This is a genomic window from Colwellia sp. SU-HH01172 (assembly GCF_057553355.1).
In genome coordinates this window covers 54,444-77,212 of record NZ_BAAJMB010000007.1, presented here as the reverse complement: position 1 = coordinate 77,212, position 22,769 = coordinate 54,444, and the positions used below count along the sequence as shown (strand labels likewise).

General features: G+C 38.4%; 19 protein-coding genes. 5 read left to right on the top strand and 14 right to left on the bottom strand.

Annotated features, from left to right (window positions below):
* Positions 1-4 precede the first annotated feature (4 nt).
* The gene (locus tag AC27JP_RS16745) at positions 5-946 is read right to left on the bottom strand and encodes an ABC transporter ATP-binding protein (RefSeq protein WP_487117073.1); all 942 of its coding nucleotides are present in this window, start codon (positions 944-946) and stop codon (positions 5-7) included.
* A gap of 216 nt (positions 947-1,162) precedes the next feature.
* Between AC27JP_RS16745 and AC27JP_RS16740 the strand changes: the two genes are divergently transcribed.
* A complete protein-coding gene (locus AC27JP_RS16740) occupies positions 1,163-3,466 on the top strand; it encodes a S9 family peptidase (protein WP_487117072.1) in 2,304 nt (767 codons plus the stop codon).
* 158 nt (positions 3,467-3,624) lie between these two features.
* On the opposite strand, the gene efp is transcribed toward AC27JP_RS16740, so the two are convergent.
* Positions 3,625-4,194, bottom strand: coding sequence for an elongation factor P (gene efp / locus AC27JP_RS16735; protein WP_487117071.1), 570 nt, complete (start codon positions 4,192-4,194; stop codon positions 3,625-3,627).
* A gap of 58 nt (positions 4,195-4,252) precedes the next feature.
* On the opposite strand from efp, the gene epmB reads away from it, so the two are divergent.
* Together epmB and AC27JP_RS16725 are read left to right on the top strand one after the other, a co-directional pair.
* Positions 4,253-5,269 (top strand): EF-P beta-lysylation protein EpmB, encoded by a 1,017-nt coding sequence (gene epmB, locus AC27JP_RS16730; RefSeq protein ID WP_487117211.1) that lies wholly within the window; start codon positions 4,253-4,255, stop codon positions 5,267-5,269.
* Positions 5,270-5,303: 34 nt separating this feature from the next.
* Positions 5,304-5,603, top strand: a complete 300-nt coding sequence (locus AC27JP_RS16725; protein ID WP_487117070.1) for a hypothetical protein — start codon at positions 5,304-5,306, stop codon at positions 5,601-5,603.
* Between the two features lie 63 nt (positions 5,604-5,666).
* On the opposite strand, the gene AC27JP_RS16720 is transcribed toward AC27JP_RS16725, so the two are convergent.
* From AC27JP_RS16720 to AC27JP_RS16705, 4 genes are all read right to left on the bottom strand, one after another.
* Positions 5,667-6,155, bottom strand: a complete 489-nt coding sequence (locus AC27JP_RS16720) for a DUF3016 domain-containing protein (protein WP_487117069.1) — start codon at positions 6,153-6,155, stop codon at positions 5,667-5,669.
* An 88-nt stretch (positions 6,156-6,243) separates the two neighbouring features.
* Positions 6,244-6,804 carry a DUF4136 domain-containing protein gene (locus tag AC27JP_RS16715; RefSeq protein ID WP_487117068.1) on the bottom strand — a complete coding sequence of 187 codons (561 nt, stop codon included), beginning with the start codon at positions 6,802-6,804 and terminating at the stop codon, positions 6,244-6,246.
* A gap of 254 nt (positions 6,805-7,058) precedes the next feature.
* Complete coding sequence (locus AC27JP_RS16710) at positions 7,059-7,280, bottom strand: hypothetical protein (protein ID WP_487117067.1); 222 nt, start codon at positions 7,278-7,280, stop codon at positions 7,059-7,061.
* A 1-nt stretch (position 7,281) separates the two neighbouring features.
* Positions 7,282-8,463 carry an NAD/NADP octopine/nopaline dehydrogenase family protein gene (locus AC27JP_RS16705; protein ID WP_487117066.1) on the bottom strand — a complete coding sequence of 394 codons (1,182 nt, stop codon included), beginning with the start codon at positions 8,461-8,463 and terminating at the stop codon, positions 7,282-7,284.
* 740 nt (positions 8,464-9,203) lie between these two features.
* Between AC27JP_RS16705 and AC27JP_RS16700 the strand changes: the two genes are divergently transcribed.
* Positions 9,204-11,723, top strand: a complete 2,520-nt coding sequence (locus AC27JP_RS16700; protein WP_487117065.1) for an EAL domain-containing protein — start codon at positions 9,204-9,206, stop codon at positions 11,721-11,723.
* Between the two features lie 462 nt (positions 11,724-12,185).
* Positions 12,186-13,745 carry a phospholipase effector Tle1 domain-containing protein gene (locus tag AC27JP_RS16695; RefSeq protein WP_487117064.1) on the top strand — a complete coding sequence of 520 codons (1,560 nt, stop codon included), beginning with the start codon at positions 12,186-12,188 and terminating at the stop codon, positions 13,743-13,745.
* A gap of 200 nt (positions 13,746-13,945) precedes the next feature.
* Here the strand turns inward: AC27JP_RS16695 and AC27JP_RS16690 are convergent, their stop codons facing one another.
* From AC27JP_RS16690 to AC27JP_RS16655, 8 genes are all read right to left on the bottom strand, one after another.
* A complete protein-coding gene (locus AC27JP_RS16690) occupies positions 13,946-14,854 on the bottom strand; it encodes a hypothetical protein (protein WP_487117063.1) in 909 nt (302 codons plus the stop codon).
* Entirely contained in the window at positions 14,851-15,951 is a 1,101-nt protein-coding gene (locus tag AC27JP_RS16685; RefSeq protein WP_487117062.1) for a hypothetical protein, read from the bottom strand. Before AC27JP_RS16685 ends, AC27JP_RS16690 begins: the two co-directional genes overlap by 4 nt.
* Complete coding sequence (locus AC27JP_RS16680) at positions 15,939-16,622, bottom strand: hypothetical protein (RefSeq protein WP_487117061.1); 684 nt, start codon at positions 16,620-16,622, stop codon at positions 15,939-15,941. Before AC27JP_RS16680 ends, AC27JP_RS16685 begins: the two co-directional genes overlap by 13 nt.
* A 420-nt stretch (positions 16,623-17,042) precedes the next feature.
* Complete coding sequence (locus AC27JP_RS16675; protein WP_487117060.1) at positions 17,043-17,198, bottom strand: YegP family protein; 156 nt, start codon at positions 17,196-17,198, stop codon at positions 17,043-17,045.
* A 148-nt stretch (positions 17,199-17,346) separates the two neighbouring features.
* On the bottom strand, positions 17,347-19,002 hold the full coding sequence (gene ltrA / locus AC27JP_RS16670) for a group II intron reverse transcriptase/maturase (protein WP_487117059.1): 1,656 nt from the start codon (positions 19,000-19,002) through the stop codon (positions 17,347-17,349).
* Positions 19,003-20,133: 1,131 nt separating this feature from the next.
* Positions 20,134-21,786, bottom strand: a complete 1,653-nt coding sequence (gene groL / locus AC27JP_RS16665; RefSeq protein WP_487117210.1) for a chaperonin GroEL — start codon at positions 21,784-21,786, stop codon at positions 20,134-20,136.
* 72 nt (positions 21,787-21,858) lie between these two features.
* Positions 21,859-22,149 carry a co-chaperone GroES gene (locus AC27JP_RS16660; RefSeq protein WP_487117058.1) on the bottom strand — a complete coding sequence of 97 codons (291 nt, stop codon included), beginning with the start codon at positions 22,147-22,149 and terminating at the stop codon, positions 21,859-21,861.
* A 105-nt stretch (positions 22,150-22,254) separates the two neighbouring features.
* Positions 22,255-22,758 (bottom strand): FxsA family protein, encoded by a 504-nt coding sequence (locus tag AC27JP_RS16655; protein WP_487117057.1) that lies wholly within the window; start codon positions 22,756-22,758, stop codon positions 22,255-22,257.
* Positions 22,759-22,769: the final 11 nt, after the last annotated feature.

Sequence of the window (22,769 nt, the reverse complement as noted above, 5' to 3'; positions counted from 1 at the left end):
CTGGTTACCCCTGCGTCGCACTTGAAACTGACTCTTGACCGCTGCCGACTAAACTAACAAAAAGCTCTTCTAATCGGTTACTTTTATTACGCATACTTAACACCTCAATGCCCTGTTGTGTTAACTCAATAAACACTTGATTGATGGTTTGACTCTTTTTCACATCAACTTCTAAGGTATGGTCGTCAATAACTCGATAGCAAAAATCAGTTAACTGCGCCGCCTTACTCTCAGGCTTTAAATCAAAAACAAAGGTTTCAACGTCTAACTTGGCCAATAAAGATTTCATATCGGTATTTTCAACAATAATACCAGAATCAATGATGGCGATATTCCGACATAAAGTTTCTGCTTCTTCAAGGTAATGGGTAGTTAAAATAATGGTAATACCTTGTTGGTTTAATTCACGCAAAAAATCCCACATCGAGCGCCTTAGCTCAATATCAACTCCGGCGGTTGGCTCGTCCAGTATCAACATTTTGGGCTCATGCATTAATGCTCTGGCAATCATTAAGCGACGCTTCATGCCACCGGAAAGCATTCGAGCCGCATCATTACGTTTATCCCATAAATCTAGTTGCTTTAAATACTTTTCTGCACGCTCCAGCGCGATTGTTCGCTCAACGCCATAATAGCCAGCTTGATTAACCAAAATTTTCATTAAAGGTTCAAACTGGTTAAAGTTAAATTCTTGTGGCACTAAACCAATAAAGCTTTTAGCGGCTTCTAACTCTTGGTCAATATCATGGCCAAATACGGCAACTTTTCCGGCGGTTTTATTCACCAATGAGGTGATCACACCAATAGTTGTCGATTTTCCTGCGCCATTAGGGCCTAACAAAGCAAAAAAATCGCCTTGCTTAACCGTAAGATCAATGCCCTTTAGGGCCTGAAAACCACCTTTGTAAGTTTTTTCTAACTTCGATATTGATAATGCCGATTGCATAGCAGATCCCAAAATATTTTCGTCTCTTTAAGGTGGGGGCAAGTTGAATGTTTTCAATACAAAATAATAATTGTTAACAAGTAAAATAGTTCTGAAGGTAATAGTTTAAAAGAAATGACTGATTTAATGATGAATAGACAAAAATTTACGCTGAACTCATTTGCCTTAATATTGTATACAATTTAAAGTTAGCACAATGTCAAAGAAGGAATCACTATGTTTACAGCCAAACTTACTCGCTGGTGTGCGCTGGCCGCCATGTCAGTCTCACTTATTGCTTGTCAAAATACCGCTAACAATTCCACAACCGAAAATAACCTCATCAACAAGCCATTAAGCGTTGAGCGCATCTATAAAGAAGGTGAATTTACCTCGCAGTGGCTAGGGCGTATTCGTTGGCTTGCAGATGGCAGTGGTTATACCGCTGTTGAAAAGTCCGCTACCACCAAAGCAGATAAAGATGGCAAAGAGCAAAGTATTGGCAAAGAAATCGTTTTCTATGATCCCAATACCTTAGTGCGAACCGTGCTTATATCTGCACAGCAGTTAACCCCAGAAGGTAAGAAAAAGCCGCTGGCTATTGATAATTACCTATGGTCAGATGATCGTTCTCAAGTGCTGATTTACACCAACAGTAAAAAGGTTTGGCGCTCGAACAGTCGTGGTGACTATTGGGTATTGAACCTCAACACAAATCAATTACAGCGACTGGGTGGTAAAAACGTAAAAGCGAGCAGCTTAATGTTTGCTAAGTTTTCCCCTGATGGCAGCAAGGTCGCATATGTGTTTGAAGATAATATCTATGTTGAAGCACTAGCCGACAATGAAATTGTACAACTTACCTTAGATGCCGGTAATGGCATTATTAACGGCTTATTTGATTGGGTATATGAAGAAGAGTTTTCCATACGTGATGGTTTTCGCTGGAGCCCTGACGGAAAAAGTATCGCTTTTTGGCAGTTAGATACGCAAGGCAGTAAAGATTTCATCATGATTAACAATACTGATGAGCTTTACCCAACATTGACTAAATTTCCTTATCCAAAAGTTGGCGAGCAAAATGCGTTAGCAAAAATTGGTATTGTTAATTTAGCGAGCAAAAAAACAACTTGGGCGAAACTGCCGAATAACTCACGCGAAATGTACATTCCGCGTATGAATTGGTCAGGTAATTCAGAGCAACTGTTAATTCAGCATGTTAATCGTAAACAAGACACCAACAAACTTTATCTAACGAATAGTCAAAATGGTGACGTTGATCTCATCATGACTGAGCAAGAAGAGACCTTTCTAGACTTTTATGATGATGCTCGTTGGTTAGAAAATGGTACTGATTTTATTTGGAAAAGTGAGCGTAGTGGTTGGCGCCATATCTACAAAATATCACGTGACGGTAAATCAACTATTAACTTAACTGCTGGTGCTTTTGATATCACGGATATTCAAGCCGTAGATGAAAAAAATGGCTGGGTATATTTTATCGCTTCACCAGAAAATGTTGCCCAGCGTTATTTATTCCGCAGTAAATTAGATGGTAGCTTATCAAACCAACGGCTAACACCAGCAGAGTTTTCAGGCTCTAATCGCTATCAAATGTCACCAGATGGCCAGTGGGCAATTCATTCTCATTCCAGCTTTTCAACGCCGACACAAAAACGTTTAATCAAAGTTAGCGATCATCAAAGTAAACATTTGTTAATGGATAACCAAAAATTAACAGCAAAAATGGCCAAACTTGCTCAACCTGAGCATGAATTTTTTCAGGTGACCGCGCAAGATGGCGTTGTACTTGACGGCTATATCATGCGACCTGCTAATTTTGACGCTAGCAAAAAATACCCAATTATATTTTATGTTTATGGTGAGCCCGCAGGACAAACTGCGCAAGATAGATGGCGTGGTAATTCATACTTTTGGGATCAAATGTTAACCGAACAAGGCTATATTGTTGCTTCAATTGATAACCGTGGTACACCTGCTCCAAAAGGCAGAGACTGGCGCAAGTCAATTTATGGCGCGGTCGGCATATTATCTTCACGTGATCAAGCCGATGCGTTAAAAGCCATGGCAGAACGTTGGTCGTATATTGACTTAGACCGAGTTGGTATTTGGGGGCACTCCGGTGGTGGCTCAATGACATTAAACATGTTATTTCGCTATCCAGAGCTTTATAAAGTAGGCATTTCATTAGCGCCTGTCGCAGACCAACGTCTATACGACAGTATTTACCAAGAACGTTACTCAGGCTTGTTAACGGACTATGCCGAAGGTTACAAGCAAGGCTCACCAATTACCCACGCTAAAAATTTACAAGGCAAACTGTTATTGGTACACGGCACAGGTGACGACAATGTTCATTACCAAGGTACTGAGCGACTGATTAATGAATTAATTAAACATAATCGCCAATTTGACTTTATGTCATACCCAAATAGAAGCCATGGCATTCGGGAAGGCGAAGGAACCACCTTACATCTGAAAACTATGATGACGAATTATTTTAATGAACATTTAATGTAAATTTCACAAGCTAATAACCGCTATGCTTTCACATTCGCTGAACATGGCGCCTGCTCGTTCTAAATACAAAAAGCCTGCAATTGCAGGCTTTTTATTTAAAAATCATTTATTTTGCTATGCGCAGTAAATGTAAAACATCTAACTAAATAGTTAATTAACTATTTGCTGGCACGTGAAACATATTCACCAGAGCGAGTATCCACTTTAACCACTTCACCAATTTGCACAAATAAAGGAACGCGAATAACGGCACCAGTTGCTAATGTTGCTGGTTTACCACCAGTACCTGCGGTATCACCTTTTAAACCAGGGTCAGTTTCAGTAATTTCCAACTCAACAAAGTTAGGTGGCGCAACAGAGATAGGGTTACCGTTCCAGAATGTTATAGTACAAAGATCACCTTCCGCTAACCACTTAGCATTATCACCAACGGCTTTTTCATCAGCAGCAACTTGCTCAAAGGTTTCGTTATTCATAAAGTGCCAAAACTCACCATCGGCATACAAATAGCCTAATTCTGAGTCCATAACATCGGCACCTTCAACACTCTCACCTGATTTATAAGTTTTTTCCAATACCTTACCAGATATCAACTTACGAATTTTAATGCGGTTAAACGCTTGCCCTTTACCTGGCTTTACGATTTCATTGTCGATAATGTTACAAGGTTCACCATCAATCATTAATTTAAGTCCAGCTTTGAACTGGTTAGTGCTAAAATTAGCCATAATTATTATGCTCGCTCATTCACGTAGTACACGTAAAGGTTAAAAATTGAATATAGAAATGCCGCAAATAATAACTCAAATCAGCGATAAATTGCACACTTCTTGGCAAAAAGAATTAGCAAATGTTATTACAGATCCAAAAATCTTATTACAATTGCTCGATATTTCACCAGAACAATACCAACATCACTTTAGTGCCCGTAAGCTATTTCCAGTTCGAGTGCCTAGACCTTTACTATCTCGAATGAAAAAAGGCGATATCAATGATCCAATATTAAAACAGGTGATGCCATTAAGTGCAGAGTTTATGATAACTGATGGCTATTTGGATGATCCCTTAGAAGAGCATGACACTGTCGCTCCAGGTTTACTGCATAAATACAAACATCGGGTGCTGATGGTGGTAAAAAGTGGTTGTGCGATTAATTGCCGCTACTGTTTCCGTCGTCATTTTCCCTATGCTGACAATAGCCCGAACAAAACGCGATGGCAGCAAGCCCTTGATTATATCGATGAGCACCCAGAAATTAATGAAGTCATTTTTAGCGGCGGTGATCCGTTAATGGCTAGTGATGAACATTTAGTCTGGCTGATTGAACAACTGGAGCAAATCCGTCATATTAAGCGCTTGCGCATTCATACCCGTTTACCGATTGTTATTCCACAACGTATTACCACAAGCTTAGTTCAAGCACTTGCCAATACTCGGCTAAAACCCGCTATCGTTTTTCATATTAATCATGCCAATGAAATTGACGCAAATGTTATACAAGCCCTTGAGCCATTAATATCGGCAAGAATTCCATTGTTTAACCAAAGTGTATTATTAAAAGGTATTAATGACGACGCTAGTATTCTGGCCGAATTAAGCGAACAATTATTTGATAATGGCATTCAACCATACTACTTGCATCTATTTGATAAAGTTCAAGGGGTTGCGCACTTTGATGTTGATGATCTTGAGGCAAAAAAAATTGCCTTAGAGCTTATGGCCATTTTGCCAGGCTATTTAATGCCAAAACTTGTTAGAGAAATTGCTGGAGAAGCTAACAAAACCCCAATCAATTTGGCATAATAGTACTATTGATAATAAACGAATTTAAATAACTATGAGCGAAGCGGTACACAAACAACTTGTCGACAATATTTCGATAATTTTAAAAAAGTCATTGGCAGCAGATGACGCATTGGCCTCAATGCGAGAAGCGAAACAAGCAGGCTTTTCAGCAATATTTACTGAAGATGCTGGTTTTAAATGTTCCGCTAATACCTTTCAGCCCTACGTTGAAGAAGTCGCAAATGATTTAGTTTTTTGGCAGAAAACTTCTGATCAACAAACGCTTATCGATTTAGTCAAAAAAATTGAACAGCTATTCACCGTATTGAGCAAATTCGAACAAAGCAAATAAACCATTATTTAAAAAATAAAAAACGCAGCTTAGCTGCGTTTTTTTTCTGAGGCGCTTTAAAAGCTACTCGCTGAAGGTATCTTTAAACCAATCATCAAGCATTTCTTTTTCATAGCTCAGTGATTGACTGCGATATCGCAAACCATTGTTCATTAAGAAACCCATATCTTTTAGCGAGACATCGTCACTTTTCAGCACAGTATTATCTGCATTTAACAACTGATAACTAAAATCCATTCTTGGGAAAAAAATACTTTTTACCACACGAATACGTTTTATACCGCCATGGTGTACATCGCCGGCTAAATCGACATTAGTAATATCAAAAACCAACTTCTGGTTTTCAGGTAATGACTTAGCCAACTTAGCAAAATGTTTTTCAAAAGACTTAAAGGTTCTTTCTTTAAAGTGTTTTCTATGTTCTTCACCAGCATCAATATCTGAATACTTTTCTGAATTTGACCACTTCACTTCAACCTCAGCGGCTTGTGCAACAGAAAATTGCAAAAAAGGCGCTGCTAGACAAACTAAATACGCTATTGATTTATTCATTACATTATCCTCTTTCTCTCTCAGTATAGTAGACCTTATTAAAGGAGAAAAGTGTGTATAAAATTGTTAAAAACATTTAGGCCAAATGTTAATGAGACTTATGAAATTGTGCTAACAGCATATTAATGACATAGTTTCGATGCCTCTCAAGCTCTTCTTGCGTTGCGCCTTGTTGCACAAAACCTTGAATTGCTCCATGCCATATGCGCTGACCCGTATTCGCGTCAGTAATGGCAACTAATACACTACCTTTATCAAGGCCCTGACTTTCCTGCAGCCCGGGAGTAATACCAAATTTTTCGCTAATCGTTTGATCGTCTAAGTCTTCAGATAACGCTAAAATAAAACTGACATGAAATACCGCGGCATTAGCATCTTGTACTTCTTGGTAGCTATGACTATTCAAGTTTTTTTTAATACCGTCAGCATAACGATGATAAGCACTTTTAATTTCACCATGTTTATTTGAGACTTTCTCAAGGTGATGAGGAGAAATACTATACTTTGTTCCCGACGCAAATTTCGTTGGAATATCCCAAACACTAGTCACAGCTAAATTAGAAACACGAGACTCGTTCTTGACCGGCACTTGCACACAAGCACTAAGAATAAATACGATAAATAAAAGTAATAATTTAACTGAGTGCATTATGACAAACTCCTACAGACCGCCAGAAATGATTAATATTGACATGTTGACTGAACATCCAGTAAATGTATATAAGATCAGCAGGTTAATTTGCAACAATATGTAGCCTTAAATCACCTTGTTAACACTCATATACTCTAATGCATTGGGTACTTTTAGCGTAGAGTAAATTGTTTTATTCACCGTTCACGATTCCCGACATAATCTAAATACCGACCTCCATTTAGGCAACTCGCTTCGCTGTTACTTGTTATCTAAGCAATTTCATCCGTGCGAATAAAATAATTAATGGCATGACCTTCAGCTCTACCAATACTTGCTCGTTGAAATTTTTCTTCTGGCAATTCAGTGATATATTGTAGCAATAAGTTGGCTAAACTTTTCGGTAAAGCATCAGAATAAATACTGTAGCCCTTAGTAACAATGTCATTTGAGATTGATTCAAACAGTGGCGAACTGTCACCAGGATGAGTCATATCAGGTAAAACCCACCGCCCCCTGCGTTACATCGACATTTTCCACTTCAACAAAGTGCAATAACTGCTCTTTTGTTAATTCACCTAGCCCTAAAGCAGTGAGTGTTCTTCCTTCTTTAAAAAAATCTCTTTTTAAAATTCCACCGCAGATCTCTATTAAACGATTACATTCCGGCATATTAATGCCAAATTTTTCACCTAATGAAGATAATAAAACCAACCCCATAGGCACATCTTCCGTTACGTATCTATTATCAAAACTATAAGGACCTGGAGGCGATGAAATTTTATAGCTTTCAAAAACTTCTCTAGAATCTTGAGTGAGATCTTCTTCATTCCTAAATAAACATGCTTCTAGGTATGGCGTTGGCTCACAGCCAAGAGCACTTAACACTGCCATTTTTTCTGCATCGAGCTTTTCTATCATCAGCCACGCCATATCAGTTGAAAGCGCGTCTCTGTACATATATGGCACTTCATCAGGATGATGTTTTGCGCAATATTCAAGCATTGGATACATAACATACAGCCCGATGGTATGAACAATAATATTAGGATTATGTAGTGCCGATTCGAATATATGCTTTCGAACACTTGCCTTCTTGATGTTATAGGCAGGAAACAAATTAGCGGCAATTGCCATTCCACGAGCAGTAGTTACAGCAGGAAAAAAAGAAAGTGAGTTTCTGGCATTTTTAAATAAAACTTTCACCGTACCAGGTTCAACTACTCTGGCATCATTAGGCGTTGATTCTCCTTCTGCAAATATTGGTTTATTATCGCAAAACTTACGATAAAAAATGCTACCGGCGTATCCGGGAACTAATATGACCAATTGACCATCTTGAAAGTACTTTGCAATCCTTGCCGCTAAATAGGCGTGATAGGTGGTTTGAATAAAGATCATAACAACATCAGCTCCCTCAATTGCTTGTATAGGATCTCGCGTTATTAATTCCAACGGTTGAAAAGTTCTTTCGGCATCGTCGCCACTATCGGTAAAGTTGCCGTTTTTTGTGTTATCGATGCAATATATGCCCTTATTGCTAACCATGGCATCAAAGTGCTCATCATGGGTAATATGATTTGAAGTTTTTAATAACCTTACTTTATGTCCTGCCTCAGCAGCCATAAACGCACATGCAGAGCCAGCATTACCAGCTCCTATTATCGTGACTCTCATTTGCTTTCCTTTGGTATATTGGATATTAATTCAAAGGTATAAAAAACCTATCCCTTGAAAGCGTCAAAATGTGGAAATGTAGAAACTTAGAAATGTGAAAATTTAAAAATGTTGAGATGTGGAAATGTGAAAATGTGAAAATGTGGAAATGTGGAAACTTAAAATGTAGCGATGTAGCGATGTAGCGATGTAGCGATGTAGCGATGTAAGATAAAAGTTTTATTTCATCAGTAAACGACTAATTAACTACGCTGGACGAATGCCAGGTGAGTATCAATTAAAAAAGTTAGTGATTGATGAATATCTTGCGACGTATTGTAACAGATTTCCACGATGAATATGGCAACTTAGCTAAATTAAGCAAGATGTACTGCTGTGAGAGAAGTAAAAGCTAGAGCATTGCTATTTAGGCTTGCCAAGTTTTGCGTTATAAAACAACGATGACGTTGGCAATTTCATCAAGCGTAAAAATGACGATGGAGCAGTGATAACAGTCCTCTTACCCTAACAGCCTTACCTGCGCATCTCTCCGCATACGGTTCAAGCCTTTATAAGCCAGAGCATTAACAAAATTCATTTACCTTACGTTCAACCGGCGCAAAATTACTATTAGCACTTTTCGAAATCCTCAGCAAAGGCTAATTCATAAAAATTAGTTTTTATTTGATATATATCAGTATGATGAATTGAATTGATGTTATAAAGCTCTTTTAATTATTTAGCCTAATTTGGTTTTTTGTATGATTTCAAATAGTGAAAAAAACATAACGGCAAAAGATTTAGTACAAAAAAATTTATTGTCGTGCTCAAAAATGACCACTATTTATCAAGCGGCAATGAAAATAAGAGAAAAGAGAACAAGTTCTATTCTTATTAAAGATAATGAAAAAGTAGTCGGTATTTGGACCGAAGCTGATAGTACCAAGCTAAATTTTAGCTCTACACAATATTATAATTCACCTATTCATAACTTTATGAGTAGCCCTGTAATAACAATCAATGAAAAAAAGCCGTTGCAAGAAATTATCATGGCATTTCATCGCCATCGAGTACGTCATTTATTAGTAGTAAATTCAGAAGGGCAAACTCTGGGTATTGTCAGTCAAAGTGACGTCATTAAAAAGCAAGGCGTTGAACATTATCTTCGCCTGCGAAAAATTAAAGATAACTATAATCCCAAAGTTCCTATTGTATTAGGAAACCTGCCGATAAGTACTGTTGCCAATGCGATGTCTGAATATAATTGTACTTCAGCACTTATTCGTCATCATCAAACCAATGAGTTTGGCATTATCACCGAACGCGATTTATTAAAACTCATCGCCGATAAAAACAATAATAGTGATGCATGGTCTTGTTCGGCACACCCGCTAATTACTATTGACGAAGAAGACACGCTCTATCAGGCCTATCTATGCCTTCAAGAACATAAAATTCGACATTTAATTGTCCAAAACTCGCAAAAAAAAGTCGCAGGAGTACTCTCGTTACAACACATATTGTCTGATATTGAAATTGCCTACTTTCAAAAATTGGAAAGTGTTTTAGTTGAACGAGATAATGCTCTGGAACAGTCTAAAAGAAACTTAATATTTGCAGAAAAAATTATTGAGTCATCTCTTGATAGCATCATGGTGACTAATGCAAAGAGTATTATCTTGTCAGTAAATGCCGCTTTTACTCGCCTGACCGGTTATACCGAAGCAGAAGTTATTGGTAAATCATCCAATATTTTAAGCTCAGGTAAACACGACAAGGCGTTTTATCAGAAAATGTGGCAAAACCTTCTAGCCGATAAAACCTGGCAAGGGGAAATTTGGAACAAGAAGAAATGTGGTGATCTTTACCCTGAATGGCTAACCATAGTGCAAATTAATGAAAGTGATAGCACAGAGCCACTTTATGCGGCAATATTTAGTGATATTACCCAAAGGAAATTGGCTGAAAAAAGAATTCATGCCCTTGCGTTTTACGACGAACTAACCGGCCTACCCAATCGACGACTGTTTAATGATAGATTTGAAGTCGCATTATCAACTGCTCATAGAAATCAGCAATTGGTGGCAGTGTTATTTTTAGACCTCGACCGATTTAAACAGATTAATGATAATTTAGGGCATAACATTGGCGATGAAATATTAATATCAACAGCAAAAAGAATTCAAAGTAATATTAAAGAAGGTGACACCGTCTCTCGCTTTGGTGGCGATGAGTTTGTTATTTTATTAACAGAAATGACCTCTTTAAAGGATATTGTTAGTGTTATCGAGCGGATAGTAAATGTTTTAAATGAACCCCATCAACTCGAAACACTTGAGCTTCAGATCACTTGCTCTATCGGCGCTTCTGTTTATCCCGATGACGGTGTTGGTGTTGATACTTTGCTTAAACAAGCTGATACAGCGATGTACAAAGCCAAAGACGAAGGAAGAAATTCATACCAGTTGTACTCTCCAGAAATGAATATTATTTCAATGGAACGGCTAATTACTCAAAATTTTCTACGCGGTGCACTGAAAAAAAATGAGTTTGAACTTTATTACCAGCTGCAAGTAAATAGCGTTACGCAAAAAGTTGTCGGAATAGAAGCTTTATTACGTTGGAATCATCCAGATCTTGGCCGCGTCTCCCCGGCTCACTTTATCCCCATGGCAGAAGAATTAGGACTAATCGTTGAAATTGATCGATGGGTTTTAACACAAGCCTGTCAGCAAAGAAAAGTATGGCAACAACAGGGTTTTGATTGTGGACGTATTGCCATCAATATTTCGCCTCAACACTTTAAGCACAACTTAATTGACTCTATTGAATTCGCCTTACAAAAAAGCGGCTTATCTCCTTCTTTACTTGAAATCGAAGTCACCGAAAATTGTTTTATTGAAAATATCAAACATGCCAGCTCAACATTGCAACAAATTCGGCAATTAGGTATTAAAAACTCAATTGATGATTTTGGCACGGGCTTTTCATCTTTAAGTTATTTAACTCAATTACCCTTTGATACTTTAAAAATTGACGCCAGCTTCATTTCTAAGCTACCTGCAGATCTCAAGCAATGCCAAATCGTTAAATCTGTTATTGCCATGGCGAAAGGCTTAGATTTAACGTTAGTCGGTGAAGGAGTCGAAACCGCTGAACAAGCTATTTTTTTAGCGGATAACGGTTGTGATGTTATACAAGGATATTTGTATTCAATACCCGAAAATGCTTTAGGCGTTGCTAAACATCTTGCAGAGCATCAACTGATTCCGTCAGGTTAGAGACAGCTCGTCTACTTAAATAGAACAACTTAACCGGATATATTATTACTGGAGACAATTAAAGTGCAACAACAGCAAATGACTTAGTTCATTGCTGTTGCCTGAGCTAAAATATCATCTACACTTGTTTCCTTTGCATTGAAACCTATACAACAAGGCGTTTCGCGCAACGCATCAAACCGTCCAAATAAAAATTACCTTTGGTTTTTATTTGATTAATTGCTCGAGAGCAATTTCTCTCCGCCACTTTATCCCTGTATATAACCAACAATCAAACTAACCTGTAAAATAGTAATTAAATATTGCTGTTACATTAACCAATACATTGCCGAACATTGCAAAAAGAAAACTATCATCTATGTTTAGACACACTAACAAGTATTTAAAAGATGTAATTAACTGCAACTTTAATAAAGGTGAATTTAAAGCTTATTAAGCTGCCAATAGCAATAAGGACATATTATGGCATTATTAATATTTAACTTCGATGGTACAGGTAACGAGCCGCAAGATGCACAACAAACCATAAAAAAAGGCAAGAAAGAAGATGACAATATCACCAACATACTGAAGTTTCACTTCTTATCTGGTGGTAATATACACAACGACAACCGAAGTGGCACATCAACCCACCCCTCTGTTAAACATAGTTTTTATTATCAAGGCGTTGGTACTTATGGTAATTGGTGGCAACGTCTAGTTAATCAAGGCATATCCCCCGAGTCTAAGGATATTGCATCAATTTTATCTAGAGCATTTAAAGACTTTGATAGAAGCTACCAAACAGGCGATCAAGTTATTGTTACTGGCTTTTCAAGAGGTGCAGCACTGGCAAGGCGATTCTGTGGAAAGCTGGTAGAAAACTCATCTAGATTAGACAACAACACTCTGGCATTTATTTACTTAGCCGTATTTGACACCGTAGCTAGTATTGGTCTGCCAAATGTAAGTCAGTCTGACCGTCCTGATTACGACGTGGTGTTTGAAAAAGGCTGTACGGTCTCTCATATTGTAAAACAAGCAGTGCATATGGTTAGCTTAGACGATAAGCGCAAAGCATTTCAGCCAACTTTAATGAATTATGAACAAAATAGAATCGTAGAGCTATGGTTCGCTGGCGCTCATAGCGACGTTGGAGGTGGTTATTACCGTGATGGTTTATCTGATATTACTCTAACTTACCTAATCAATTGGGTAGCACATCAAGTGAAACATAATGATCTAATAGACCCTGTATTAAAGTTACCAGATCAAACGGAATTAAATGCTGCACTACCTAAAAAACTGGTCAATAAAGTTGGCATCGATGACTTAAGTCGAGTGGAGAACCCTCTTGGCAAAAACCATCAACAAGATAGATGGCCTATCATTGATTGGTTGACCTTAGATGATCGCGTTTGCTGTGTGATTGAAAATGACAAAATATCAAAGGCACATGATCCTATACTACACAATTCAATTCCAACAAGAATCGCCTTTGATAAAGATTACCGTCCAAAATCATTGATGAATGTACCACATAAAGTGTGGCATAGTTTTATCCAAAAAAGTGACGCAGGATCTGGCATTAGAAACTACTTTAATAATCCAAGAGCCAAATGGCATGCCCTTGAGGTAAATGAATCAATTACAGTCACGGTAGAGTCCGCACAACTATTTAATCACACTGGGATATTGGTCGAACAGTCTGAAAGTTACCGAATATCTACTTCAACAGACGACACATGGACGGATGGCTCTATAACCTGTAACGCTGACGGTTGGACTACCGACGATGTATCGCTAGGCTGGAAAGAGCTACCAATCAAAATTGCCAGAAAAATGCGACGCGTTAAAACCGCAGATTGGTTTACTTTATGTGCCAGTGTTGGACGGAGAGACGAACTAGCTAAAGCCATTGGTAGTTCTGGACAATATGAGGTGACAGCAGATGGCGAACTGACATTTTTTGCCAATGATCTTAAATCTAAGATGGGTAATAACATTGGTAGTATTGAAGTAAACGTTACCAGAACGGCATAACAAAAGGTTAGAAGCCAAATAAAGTATTAGCAACTAATCACTTGGCATACCGGCTAATTTATTGTTTAAATATCTAGCTTACAAAAGTAATAGATTAGTCGGCTTATTTCCCAATATTTACGAGCTAACCGAATAGTTATTGTTTACTGCATATTCAATAATTAAAAGCTTTTACTTAGCTAAATTCATTTTAAATAAAGTTATTTATTGGATTTCCTAGCAAAAAGTCGCCCAATTAAAATACCGCTTTCAATTTTATATTCATTAGTTCTATCACTAAACGTTGGAGCCACAAACACTTTAACGTAATACTTAGATAACCTGAATTTTCTTGCGATTTCTGCCCTATAATATGAACTACGGTAATTGCCAGACTTTTCTTCTATGCCGATATTAAAACGTGCCGTAAATTTATATCGGCTAAACTCATCAAGAAAATACGACATATCCATATGATGACTACTGTTTCGGTCAATATCTTTTCGATATTTATAGTCAAACTCAAAGTTTACTTTATTAAAATTCAATGCAGGTACATATCCTCTTACACCTAATTCATATAACTCCTTATTATTCTCAAACCCTTCAACCCTCGTATACCATTGAGTACGATGAAGCTGATCTGTCTGATTAGCTTTTGACTTTGTCATTGAATATTTGCCATAGGCGTATTCAATTCGGTAGTCCGCAATAATGTCGTTGTCACCACTATAAAACACACTGCCTGACACTGTGTGTTGGGAGCTACCATTGTGATGATTGTAAACTAGAGTACCAAAATTTGTATCCTCATCAGACAGGTAAGAGTTGTATTGCAAGTTATTAGCATAACCCGCAATAACGCGTAGCGAGTCCAGTTTATATCGGGAACTGGGATCATAATCTAAACAAATTTGATAAGACTCATCACCAAGGTTATTCTCAAAAATGCGGTTAACAGAACGTGAAACTTTCCCCATGCCTTCCAAATTATCTTTAGGACTTCCTTCATTGCAAACAAAGTCTCCACCAAGGATTCGAGGATCAAGTATGTCCATTGTTCGAAATAATTCATTTGCCGGTAATATCGGAGATATAAATAAACTCAATAGCAATATATAAAGCTTCATTCTCTATAAATCCTAATAACAACATTAGGCTTAGACGGCAATGCTAAATATTTCTGTAAAAAAGCTTTAGGCGACTTATAGCTGCCGCGTGGTGGCAATAGTTCAGTATTTTTGAATGGGTTGTCATTTTCATCTAAGCTGCTGTTTTGATCACCGGCAACTAAATCAGCATAATCATGACTACCTAACCTACTATCTCTAAGTAATGGAAAATTATCAGCTAGCCCAATTAAATAGCGCTCCAAATCTACCTCATACCCCTTTTCCTTAATTGTCTGTAGCGGAATTTTTAATGAGTACTGATCGCTATAATCTTTTATCTTTAAAGTTAAACTAACAACGTCTATTCCTTTTATGGTCTCCAGTTTTCCGTACATCATGCCATTATTCGCTTGATACACATGCCCCTGATATTTTGAATAACAGGCTGTCGCTTTTTTCTCATTTTCAAAGTGCTTTAGAATTTGTAATCCAGAATACAGTTCAACAGCAAAATTATTATCAAAGACTTTGTCTTGTTCAATATTTACCGCGATTGCTTCTTGAATAGTCATATCCAATTCAATAAACCAATTTTCATCATTTACATCGATAAATTGGTTAGGTACTGCCCGACAAGTGCAGTCGTACGGAAAAGAAGCAATATGTCGCTCCCCTTGTACGGCTATTTCTAGCTCTTTAAGTTTTTCAAAGGTGATTGGATTGTCAGTATCTTTATTTAAAAGCAGTAAAATTCCTGTATCGACAACACCTTTATCTAATATGTCAGTTGCCTCATTAACGTTAAAGTTAATATCAAAAAATCTTTCTATGGCCGTATAAGAAATTTTTAACTCATTAATATTTTTAGTTTTATAGCCATAATAAATAAAATCTGTTTCATCGATAGCATTATTATTTAATTTTAGATTAAACCTAACATTGCCAGTATTCTTACTTCCTTTAGGCTGAAAATTAAAAACAAAACCGCTGATTTTGCTAGGGTCATCACATGCTAGAAATGACTTAACGGGAAATGATACCAACATACTCAAAAAAGCCACACTATAGAGCAAGGCTAAATATTTTTCTTGTTTATCATTAGTTAAAGCAAACAACTGATGCTTTCTCCACTGTTAGTATTAATCACTTTAGTGAATTGATTCTCCAACAATGCATCAACATCACTATTATACGGGTATTGATATAAGGTAAGTTTACATGTGTCTTTTGATACTAGTTCGGCGACTTCAGCCAAAATGCTTTTTCTTCTAAAGCTCACTGTATTTAGCCCGGGTTTTATCTCTATCATTCCATACGTATTTTGTTGCTTGAACTTGAGTACCCAACCTTGTGGCGTTTCGTCACTTTTATGCCAAAGATATTTAGCACCATCTTCAATTAAATAAGCTGATTTTTTTCCAGAATTTAAGATATTAACTTTTAATTCCTTGGCATTTTTATTGAGTATAATTCGCTTTACTACGGGTTCCGACTTATCAAAAATTAACGGGTACAACGACAAGCTCATGGCAATAAGGGAGGTAGCAAAAGCAAGAAAGGGCATAAGCGTATTAACCTGCTTACCCCAACTAGCTATGTAACTGACTTTATTGTGTGTTTGGCTATAAGAACAATGTGGGCAGATGTCTTGTTTAGGCGTTAAGTCGTTGCCACAATTCACGCATGAGGTTTGATATTTATTACATGAACTACAATAAGACGCACCACTTGTTAAGCAAGCTTTACAATATAAACAAGTAGAACCATTGGGGGCAGCAGCACACATAGAATAATCCTTTACTTAGCGAGAGTGTTTATTAAACTCCTTGTTATTCAATATGAGCTATGTTCAAAAAAACATCAACTTTCACATCTATGTTTATCTTTACATTCAAATGAAGTTAGTTTTTCTTGACCAAATAAAAAACCTGCCGAAGCAGGTTTTTTTGTTTAAAGCGTTAGATAGCACAAGCTATTTATGCGCAGAGTAAATCGTTTAGAACAAGGCGCTGTCAGCGAAGCATACGTTTATTTGTATGTGAGCGTAACAGCAACGATGTTATCGACGATTTAATCAAGCATAAATTGTCGGGTAAGGAGCAGCTATTACTAGCTACCCCTCCCCTAAGAACCGTACGTGCGAGTTTCCCCGCATACGGCTCAAGCCTTTATAAGTCAGTACCTAAGTACAGACCAGAGACTTTAACTAAGAACCTTTATAACCGTTTCGTTGCGCATTACTGACACAATCAACTCGATTTTTATATCCTTGGCTTGATGCTCCAACAATTTTTCCGTTAGAAGCAGTGCGATTCCATCGCCATTCATTAGCTCTATCTTTATAAAATTCCCATTTATCCAAAATGCGATCCTCTTAATGTTATTGAAATATTAAACCACTTGCGCAAGTAGCTTATTTTAAATCAGTCCACAAAGTACCACTTATTAAATCATAGACTTAATAACAGATATATGGTTATTTATACAGCATTCAACCCTAACTAATAAAATTAATTTTGATTGTGCAATTGCCTATGGCAATTAGGGTGCAACAACACTAAGTTACTAAGCTCATCGCTACCACCTTTTACCTTTTCAACAATATGGTGAATATTCCATTCTGTTGCCTTGGTAATTGGATGGCGGCACATAGCACAACATTGCTGCTGCCTGAGCCAAAGCATTAACAAAATTCGTTTACCTTGCATTGAGTCTCTCCAAACTCGCTCTTGGCGCTTTTCAAAGTATTCCTCAAATGCTAAATCATACGGGTTTGCCTCTGCTTTCATCTTAATGTGTCGCTTAATTGGTATATCATTGGTGTACAGCAGCCTGACAATTTTATCGTCAGGAATAACACCTGAAAACGTCCAGTTTCGTGGCCCCACTGATTTAAAGTATTTAGCTTTAATCCAGCGTTTATGACGATTGTTATGTCGTCGTCGGCACCACTGCCACAATAGTTTCCATACCCGATAGTCCACATAATTAAAGGTTTCCTTCGCCACTATATGACGATGGTAGTTAGCCCAACCCCGAAGAATTGGGTTTAACTGACTAATCAGCAATCCTGCTGTTGTCGTCTTTTGACCTTTAACAATATCGCGAACTTTCCCAAGCACGCTTTTTACGCTCTTACGACTCGGCTTGATTAACATCTTACCATTGCTGTATTTACGTAAATTTTGCCCAAGAAAATCAAACCCATCATTGATATGCGTTATCACCGTTTTCTCTGGTGACAACGTAAGCCCACGTTCCGCCATAAAGGCTTCAACAAGTGGTTTTACTTCATTTTCAAGCAACTCTTTCGAGATACCTGTGATAATAAAGTCATCGGCGTACCTCACATAATTGACCTTGGTCTTGTAGGCGGCTTTGGTATTCTTCTTCCCAAAGTGGGAATACAACACCTCTTCCAAACCATCAAGCGCCAAGTTAGCCAATACAGGAGAAATAATCCCCCCTTGTGGTGTACCCGCTTTCGTTGGGTTTAACTTACCGAATTCAATGAATCCCGATTTCAACCATTTTCCAAGTACTTGTTTATCCAACACTACATTGGCAAGTAACCAGTCATGGCTGATGTTATCAAAGCAGCCCTTGATATCTCCCTCTAACACCCACTCTGCCGAGCTTTTACGACTTAAATTAACAAAACATTGTTCTATCGCATCAGCCGTAGAGCGCATAGGTCGAAAGCCATAGCTATTACGATCTGCGGTTGTTTCCGACACGGGTTCAAGTGCTAACAGGTATAATGCCTGCATAGCCCTATCTAACATGGTCGGTATTCCTAAAGGACGACGTTTACCGTTACTCTTTGGAATGTAAATCCTCCGCAACGGTTTAGGTTTATACCCTTGCCGCTTTAACCGAAAAATAGCCTGCCATTTACCATCAGGTGTACTCCATAACTCCCTATCAACACCAGCAGTCCTTTTGCCTCGATTCTCAGTTACCCGTTTAACCGCTAAACATTTAGCCGCAAACGAGCGCACCAACATGCGTTGTAAAGTTTTCACCCTACGCCACTGTTGTTGCTTAGTCGCCTTCGCGATCCGTACTTGTAGCCCTCTCACCTGTAGCTCAACTGAATACCAATTAATGGTATGCCAGCTTTGCGCCTGATGGGAGAACGCAGGTACAACAAATGCCGTACTCATCTTGCTTTTCTCCTGTTAGTTATGACCTAACAAGAACAAGACACAACTATCCCCTAACGGGAAAAATTGTTTCTCATCCCGTTAGGATCAAATTAAAGACGGCTTTACACGTCTATCTCACGATTAAAGACCAGTTGGAAGTCAGCACCGTTTCCAGTTAGCGCATTTCGCACCTATCTAAATCATTACAATCTAGCATTCGCTTTTTCCAACCTCCTTTACCCACATATTCAACAGTTCGCCTTGCGACTCCCCTGCTTTAAATATTCAAACTACGAATGAATAAAGCGAATAGTTGGGCTTACCGAGTTCCATTAAAGTTACATAAACAACTTAGGCTCTGCCTATCCACCGACGACTGTATGACGACGTATTTCCAGATGTAAAAGAAATAACCAGCCGCGCACCTTTTGGTTTAAGCGTATCAATAACATTTCGCTTATTGCGGTTGACGGTGTTTATTAGCAGTTCACATACGTTAACCCTATTGTTTAGCCTAGCTCTCAGCCCGCTGATTATTAACAGACTATATTCACTCTCACGAGTTAAAATACTGTTTTCACAGAGATACATTGTTAGGAAGCTTCGCACAAAACCGTTACCAGTAATGCACTATCCCTAGGCTACAACCTGTCGTAAGGTTGGTCTCACTAACATATAAATGAATATGCTGAGACAATAACTTCAACAGCTTACACCGGAAGATCACTTCCAGTAGTCGTTGAATGAAACCGATAATCGTATAGAAATAACCGTAGCAATACAGGTAAGGAAATGACCTTACTAATATGGTAAACATGTTATTTTATATCTTGGAAGACTAACTACTGGGGTGCCATAATGGCTTGTCGGCAGACTGAATGTCGCCGGTCTTTTTCCTGACAGCATAACTTGTCAGCTGGTTTGTAGTTGTCTATTGTCGGCAGGCCTAGGCCGCCGTTTTTCTTTTTCCAATTGTATACTTATAGAAAACACAATTGCGCGACATCTTCGAAGGAAGATTCCGGCAATCGGTTTATGTATACCGATTACCGGTGTCGACTACTAAGTTTGCAGGTATGGAAGCAAGCGAGTTAACGCTTGCTTACGGTGTAGCCTGCTAGGTTAGTGACCTACACGACTCTCGTCGCACTACATCATACCACCCATGCCGCCCATACCACCCATGCCGCCCATATCAGGCATCGCAGCAGCTGGTGCATCTTTAACTGGCGCATCAGTGATCATAGCTTCTGTTGTTAACATTAAGCCAGCAACTGAGGCAGCAAATTGTAATGCGCTGCGTGTTACTTTAGTTGGGTCAAGAATACCCATAGCTAACATATCGCCGTAAGTGCTGTTACCAGCATTGTAACCGTAGTTACCTTCACCGTTACGTACTTCGTTTAACACCACTGAGGCTTCATCACCTGAGTTAGTTGCGATTTGACGTAAAGGAGCAGACATGGCACGAATAGCAACGTTAATACCGTGGGTTTGGTCTTCGTTGATACCTTCTAAATCTTTAATCGCTTCTGCTACGCGAACAAGGGCAACACCACCACCGGCAACAACACCTTCTTCAACCGCAGCTCGTGTTGCATGAAGTGCATCTTCAACACGCGCTTTTTTCTCTTTCATTTCAACTTCAGTCGCTGCACCAATTTTGATAACAGCTACACCGCCAGCTAATTTAGCTAAACGCTCTTGAAGTTTTTCTTTGTCATAATCTGAAGAAGAATCTTCAATTTGGCCACGAATTTGTGCAACACGTGCTTGAATTTCAGCTTCTTCACCAATGCCGTCGATAATCGTTGTATTATCTTTAGAAATAACAACACGTTTTGCTTGGCCTAAGTCTTCTAATGTTGCTTTTTCAAGCTCCATGCCGATTTCTTCAGAAATAACCGTACCGGCAGTTAATGTTGCGATATCTTGCAACATCGCTTTGCGACGATCGCCAAAACCTGGAGCTTTAACAGCAGCAACTTTCACAATACCACGCATGTTGTTCACTACCAATGTCGCTAGTGCTTCACCTTCAACATCTTCAGCGATGATTAATAGCGGCTTACCTGCTTTAGCAACACCTTCAAGCGTGGTTAATAATTCACGAATATTAGAAACTTTTTTGTCTACTAATAAAATGAATGGGTTTTCTAATTCAACCGCACCGCTTTCTTGGTTGTTGATGAAATATGGAGAAAGGTAGCCACGGTCGAATTGCATACCTTCAACAACGTCTAATTCGTCAGTTAAGGCTTGACCTTCTTCAACAGTAATTACACCTTCAGTACCCACTTTTTCCATTGCTGTGGCAATGATTTTCCCCACAGTTTCGTCAGAGTTAGCTGAAATAGTACCGACTTGCTCAATGGCTTTATTGTCGCTACATTCTTGCGATAAACCTTTTAATGATTCAACAGCAGCAACAACCGCTTTGTCGATACCACGTTTAAGATCCATTGGGTTCATGCCCGCTGCGATTGATTTTAAACCTTCATTAACAATAGCTTGTGCTAAAACAGTTGCGGTAGTTGTACCGTCACCCGCTTCATCGTTGGCTTTTGAAGCAACTTCTTTCACCATTTGTGCGCCCATATTTTCAAACTTGTCTTCAAGTTCAATTTCTTTCGCAACAGAAACACCGTCTTTAGTGATTGTTGGGCCACCGAATGATTTATCTAAAACTACGTTACGACCTTTTGGACCTAACGTTACTTTTACTGCGTCTGCTAATACGTTCACGCCTTTAAGCATTTTAACGCGTGCGTCGTTACCAAATAATACGTCTTTTGCCGCCATGTTCATGACTCCTTATAATCTATATTTGCACCGATTGAGATCAGCACAATCAAATGAGTTGGAAATTGTTAATTATTCTACGATGGCTAAAATGTCAGACTCTGACAAAATTAGCACTTCTTCGCCGTCAATTTTTTCAGTTTTCATGCCGTAACCTTCACTGAAGATCACTTGGTCGCCAATTTTTACATCTAACGCACGCACGTCACCGTTTTCTAGAATTCGGCCCTTGCCTACAGCAACTACTTCACCGCGTGTTGATTTTTCAGCAGCACTACCCGTTAATACGATGCCGCCAGCAGACTTAGACTCTACTTCTTTACGCTTGATGATCACACGATCGTGTAATGGACGAATACTCATTTCTTTCTCCTGAGATGTTCTATTAGATAAAAATAAAGGATTTTAATTTTGTTGATTCAGAGATGGGGATTAAATAAAACTTCACAAGCCCCAACAAATATTTTTTTAATCTTTACGTTCAAATTCACCGTCTAAGGTCTGTCCCTTATGAGGTTGTTGAATATGTTCTTGAAAAGGTTTTTCTTGTGGCCCTGAAAAATCATCTTGGTTATGGCTGTGGGTGTGAAACTGGAAATGCTGGCTATTGCCACTATTGTTCTTTATCTGTGCTTTAACACTACTAACAATGGCGTTTCTAACGGTAGGAACAAGTAAACTCAAACCAAAAATGTCAGTGACAAAACCTGGTGTTACTAAAAACACCCCGGCAACTAATAACATTAACCCAGTGACAATTTCATCAGAGGGCATTTGCCCTTGCGCCATTTTTGTTTGTACTGAATTTAAGGTGGAAAGGCCTTGCTGACGCACATATTTAGCACCTAGCCAAGCGGTAAAAATAACAATTGCTATGGTTGGCCACACACCTAATACAGCGCCAACTTGCATCAATACAGAGATTTCAATAATAGGAATAATAATAAAAAGTAAAAATAAAATACGAAACATAACGACACCTA

Coding starts and splice junctions, on each gene's coding strand:
- AC27JP_RS16700 (WP_487117065.1), top strand. CDS start 9,204: ATGATTTCAAATAGTGAAAAAAACATAACGGCAAAAGATTTAGTACAA.
- AC27JP_RS16680 (WP_487117061.1), bottom strand. CDS start 16,622: ATGTGTGCTGCTGCCCCCAATGGTTCTACTTGTTTATATTGTAAAGCT.
- AC27JP_RS16725 (WP_487117070.1), top strand. CDS start 5,304: ATGAGCGAAGCGGTACACAAACAACTTGTCGACAATATTTCGATAATT.
- AC27JP_RS16655 (WP_487117057.1), bottom strand. CDS start 22,758: ATGTTTCGTATTTTATTTTTACTTTTTATTATTATTCCTATTATTGAA.
- AC27JP_RS16715 (WP_487117068.1), bottom strand. CDS start 6,804: ATGCACTCAGTTAAATTATTACTTTTATTTATCGTATTTATTCTTAGT.
- ltrA (WP_487117059.1), bottom strand. CDS start 19,002: ATGAGTACGGCATTTGTTGTACCTGCGTTCTCCCATCAGGCGCAAAGC.
- AC27JP_RS16705 (WP_487117066.1), bottom strand. CDS start 8,463: ATGAGAGTCACGATAATAGGAGCTGGTAATGCTGGCTCTGCATGTGCG.
- AC27JP_RS16740 (WP_487117072.1), top strand. CDS start 1,163: ATGTTTACAGCCAAACTTACTCGCTGGTGTGCGCTGGCCGCCATGTCA.
- AC27JP_RS16660 (WP_487117058.1), bottom strand. CDS start 22,149: ATGAGTATTCGTCCATTACACGATCGTGTGATCATCAAGCGTAAAGAA.
- AC27JP_RS16710 (WP_487117067.1), bottom strand. CDS start 7,280: ATGACTCATCCTGGTGACAGTTCGCCACTGTTTGAATCAATCTCAAAT.
- groL (WP_487117210.1), bottom strand. CDS start 21,786: ATGGCGGCAAAAGACGTATTATTTGGTAACGACGCACGCGTTAAAATG.
- epmB (WP_487117211.1), top strand. CDS start 4,253: ATGCCGCAAATAATAACTCAAATCAGCGATAAATTGCACACTTCTTGG.
- AC27JP_RS16690 (WP_487117063.1), bottom strand. CDS start 14,854: ATGAAGCTTTATATATTGCTATTGAGTTTATTTATATCTCCGATATTA.
- AC27JP_RS16720 (WP_487117069.1), bottom strand. CDS start 6,155: ATGAATAAATCAATAGCGTATTTAGTTTGTCTAGCAGCGCCTTTTTTG.
- AC27JP_RS16745 (WP_487117073.1), bottom strand. CDS start 946: ATGCAATCGGCATTATCAATATCGAAGTTAGAAAAAACTTACAAAGGT.
- AC27JP_RS16695 (WP_487117064.1), top strand. CDS start 12,186: ATGGCATTATTAATATTTAACTTCGATGGTACAGGTAACGAGCCGCAA.
- efp (WP_487117071.1), bottom strand. CDS start 4,194: ATGGCTAATTTTAGCACTAACCAGTTCAAAGCTGGACTTAAATTAATG.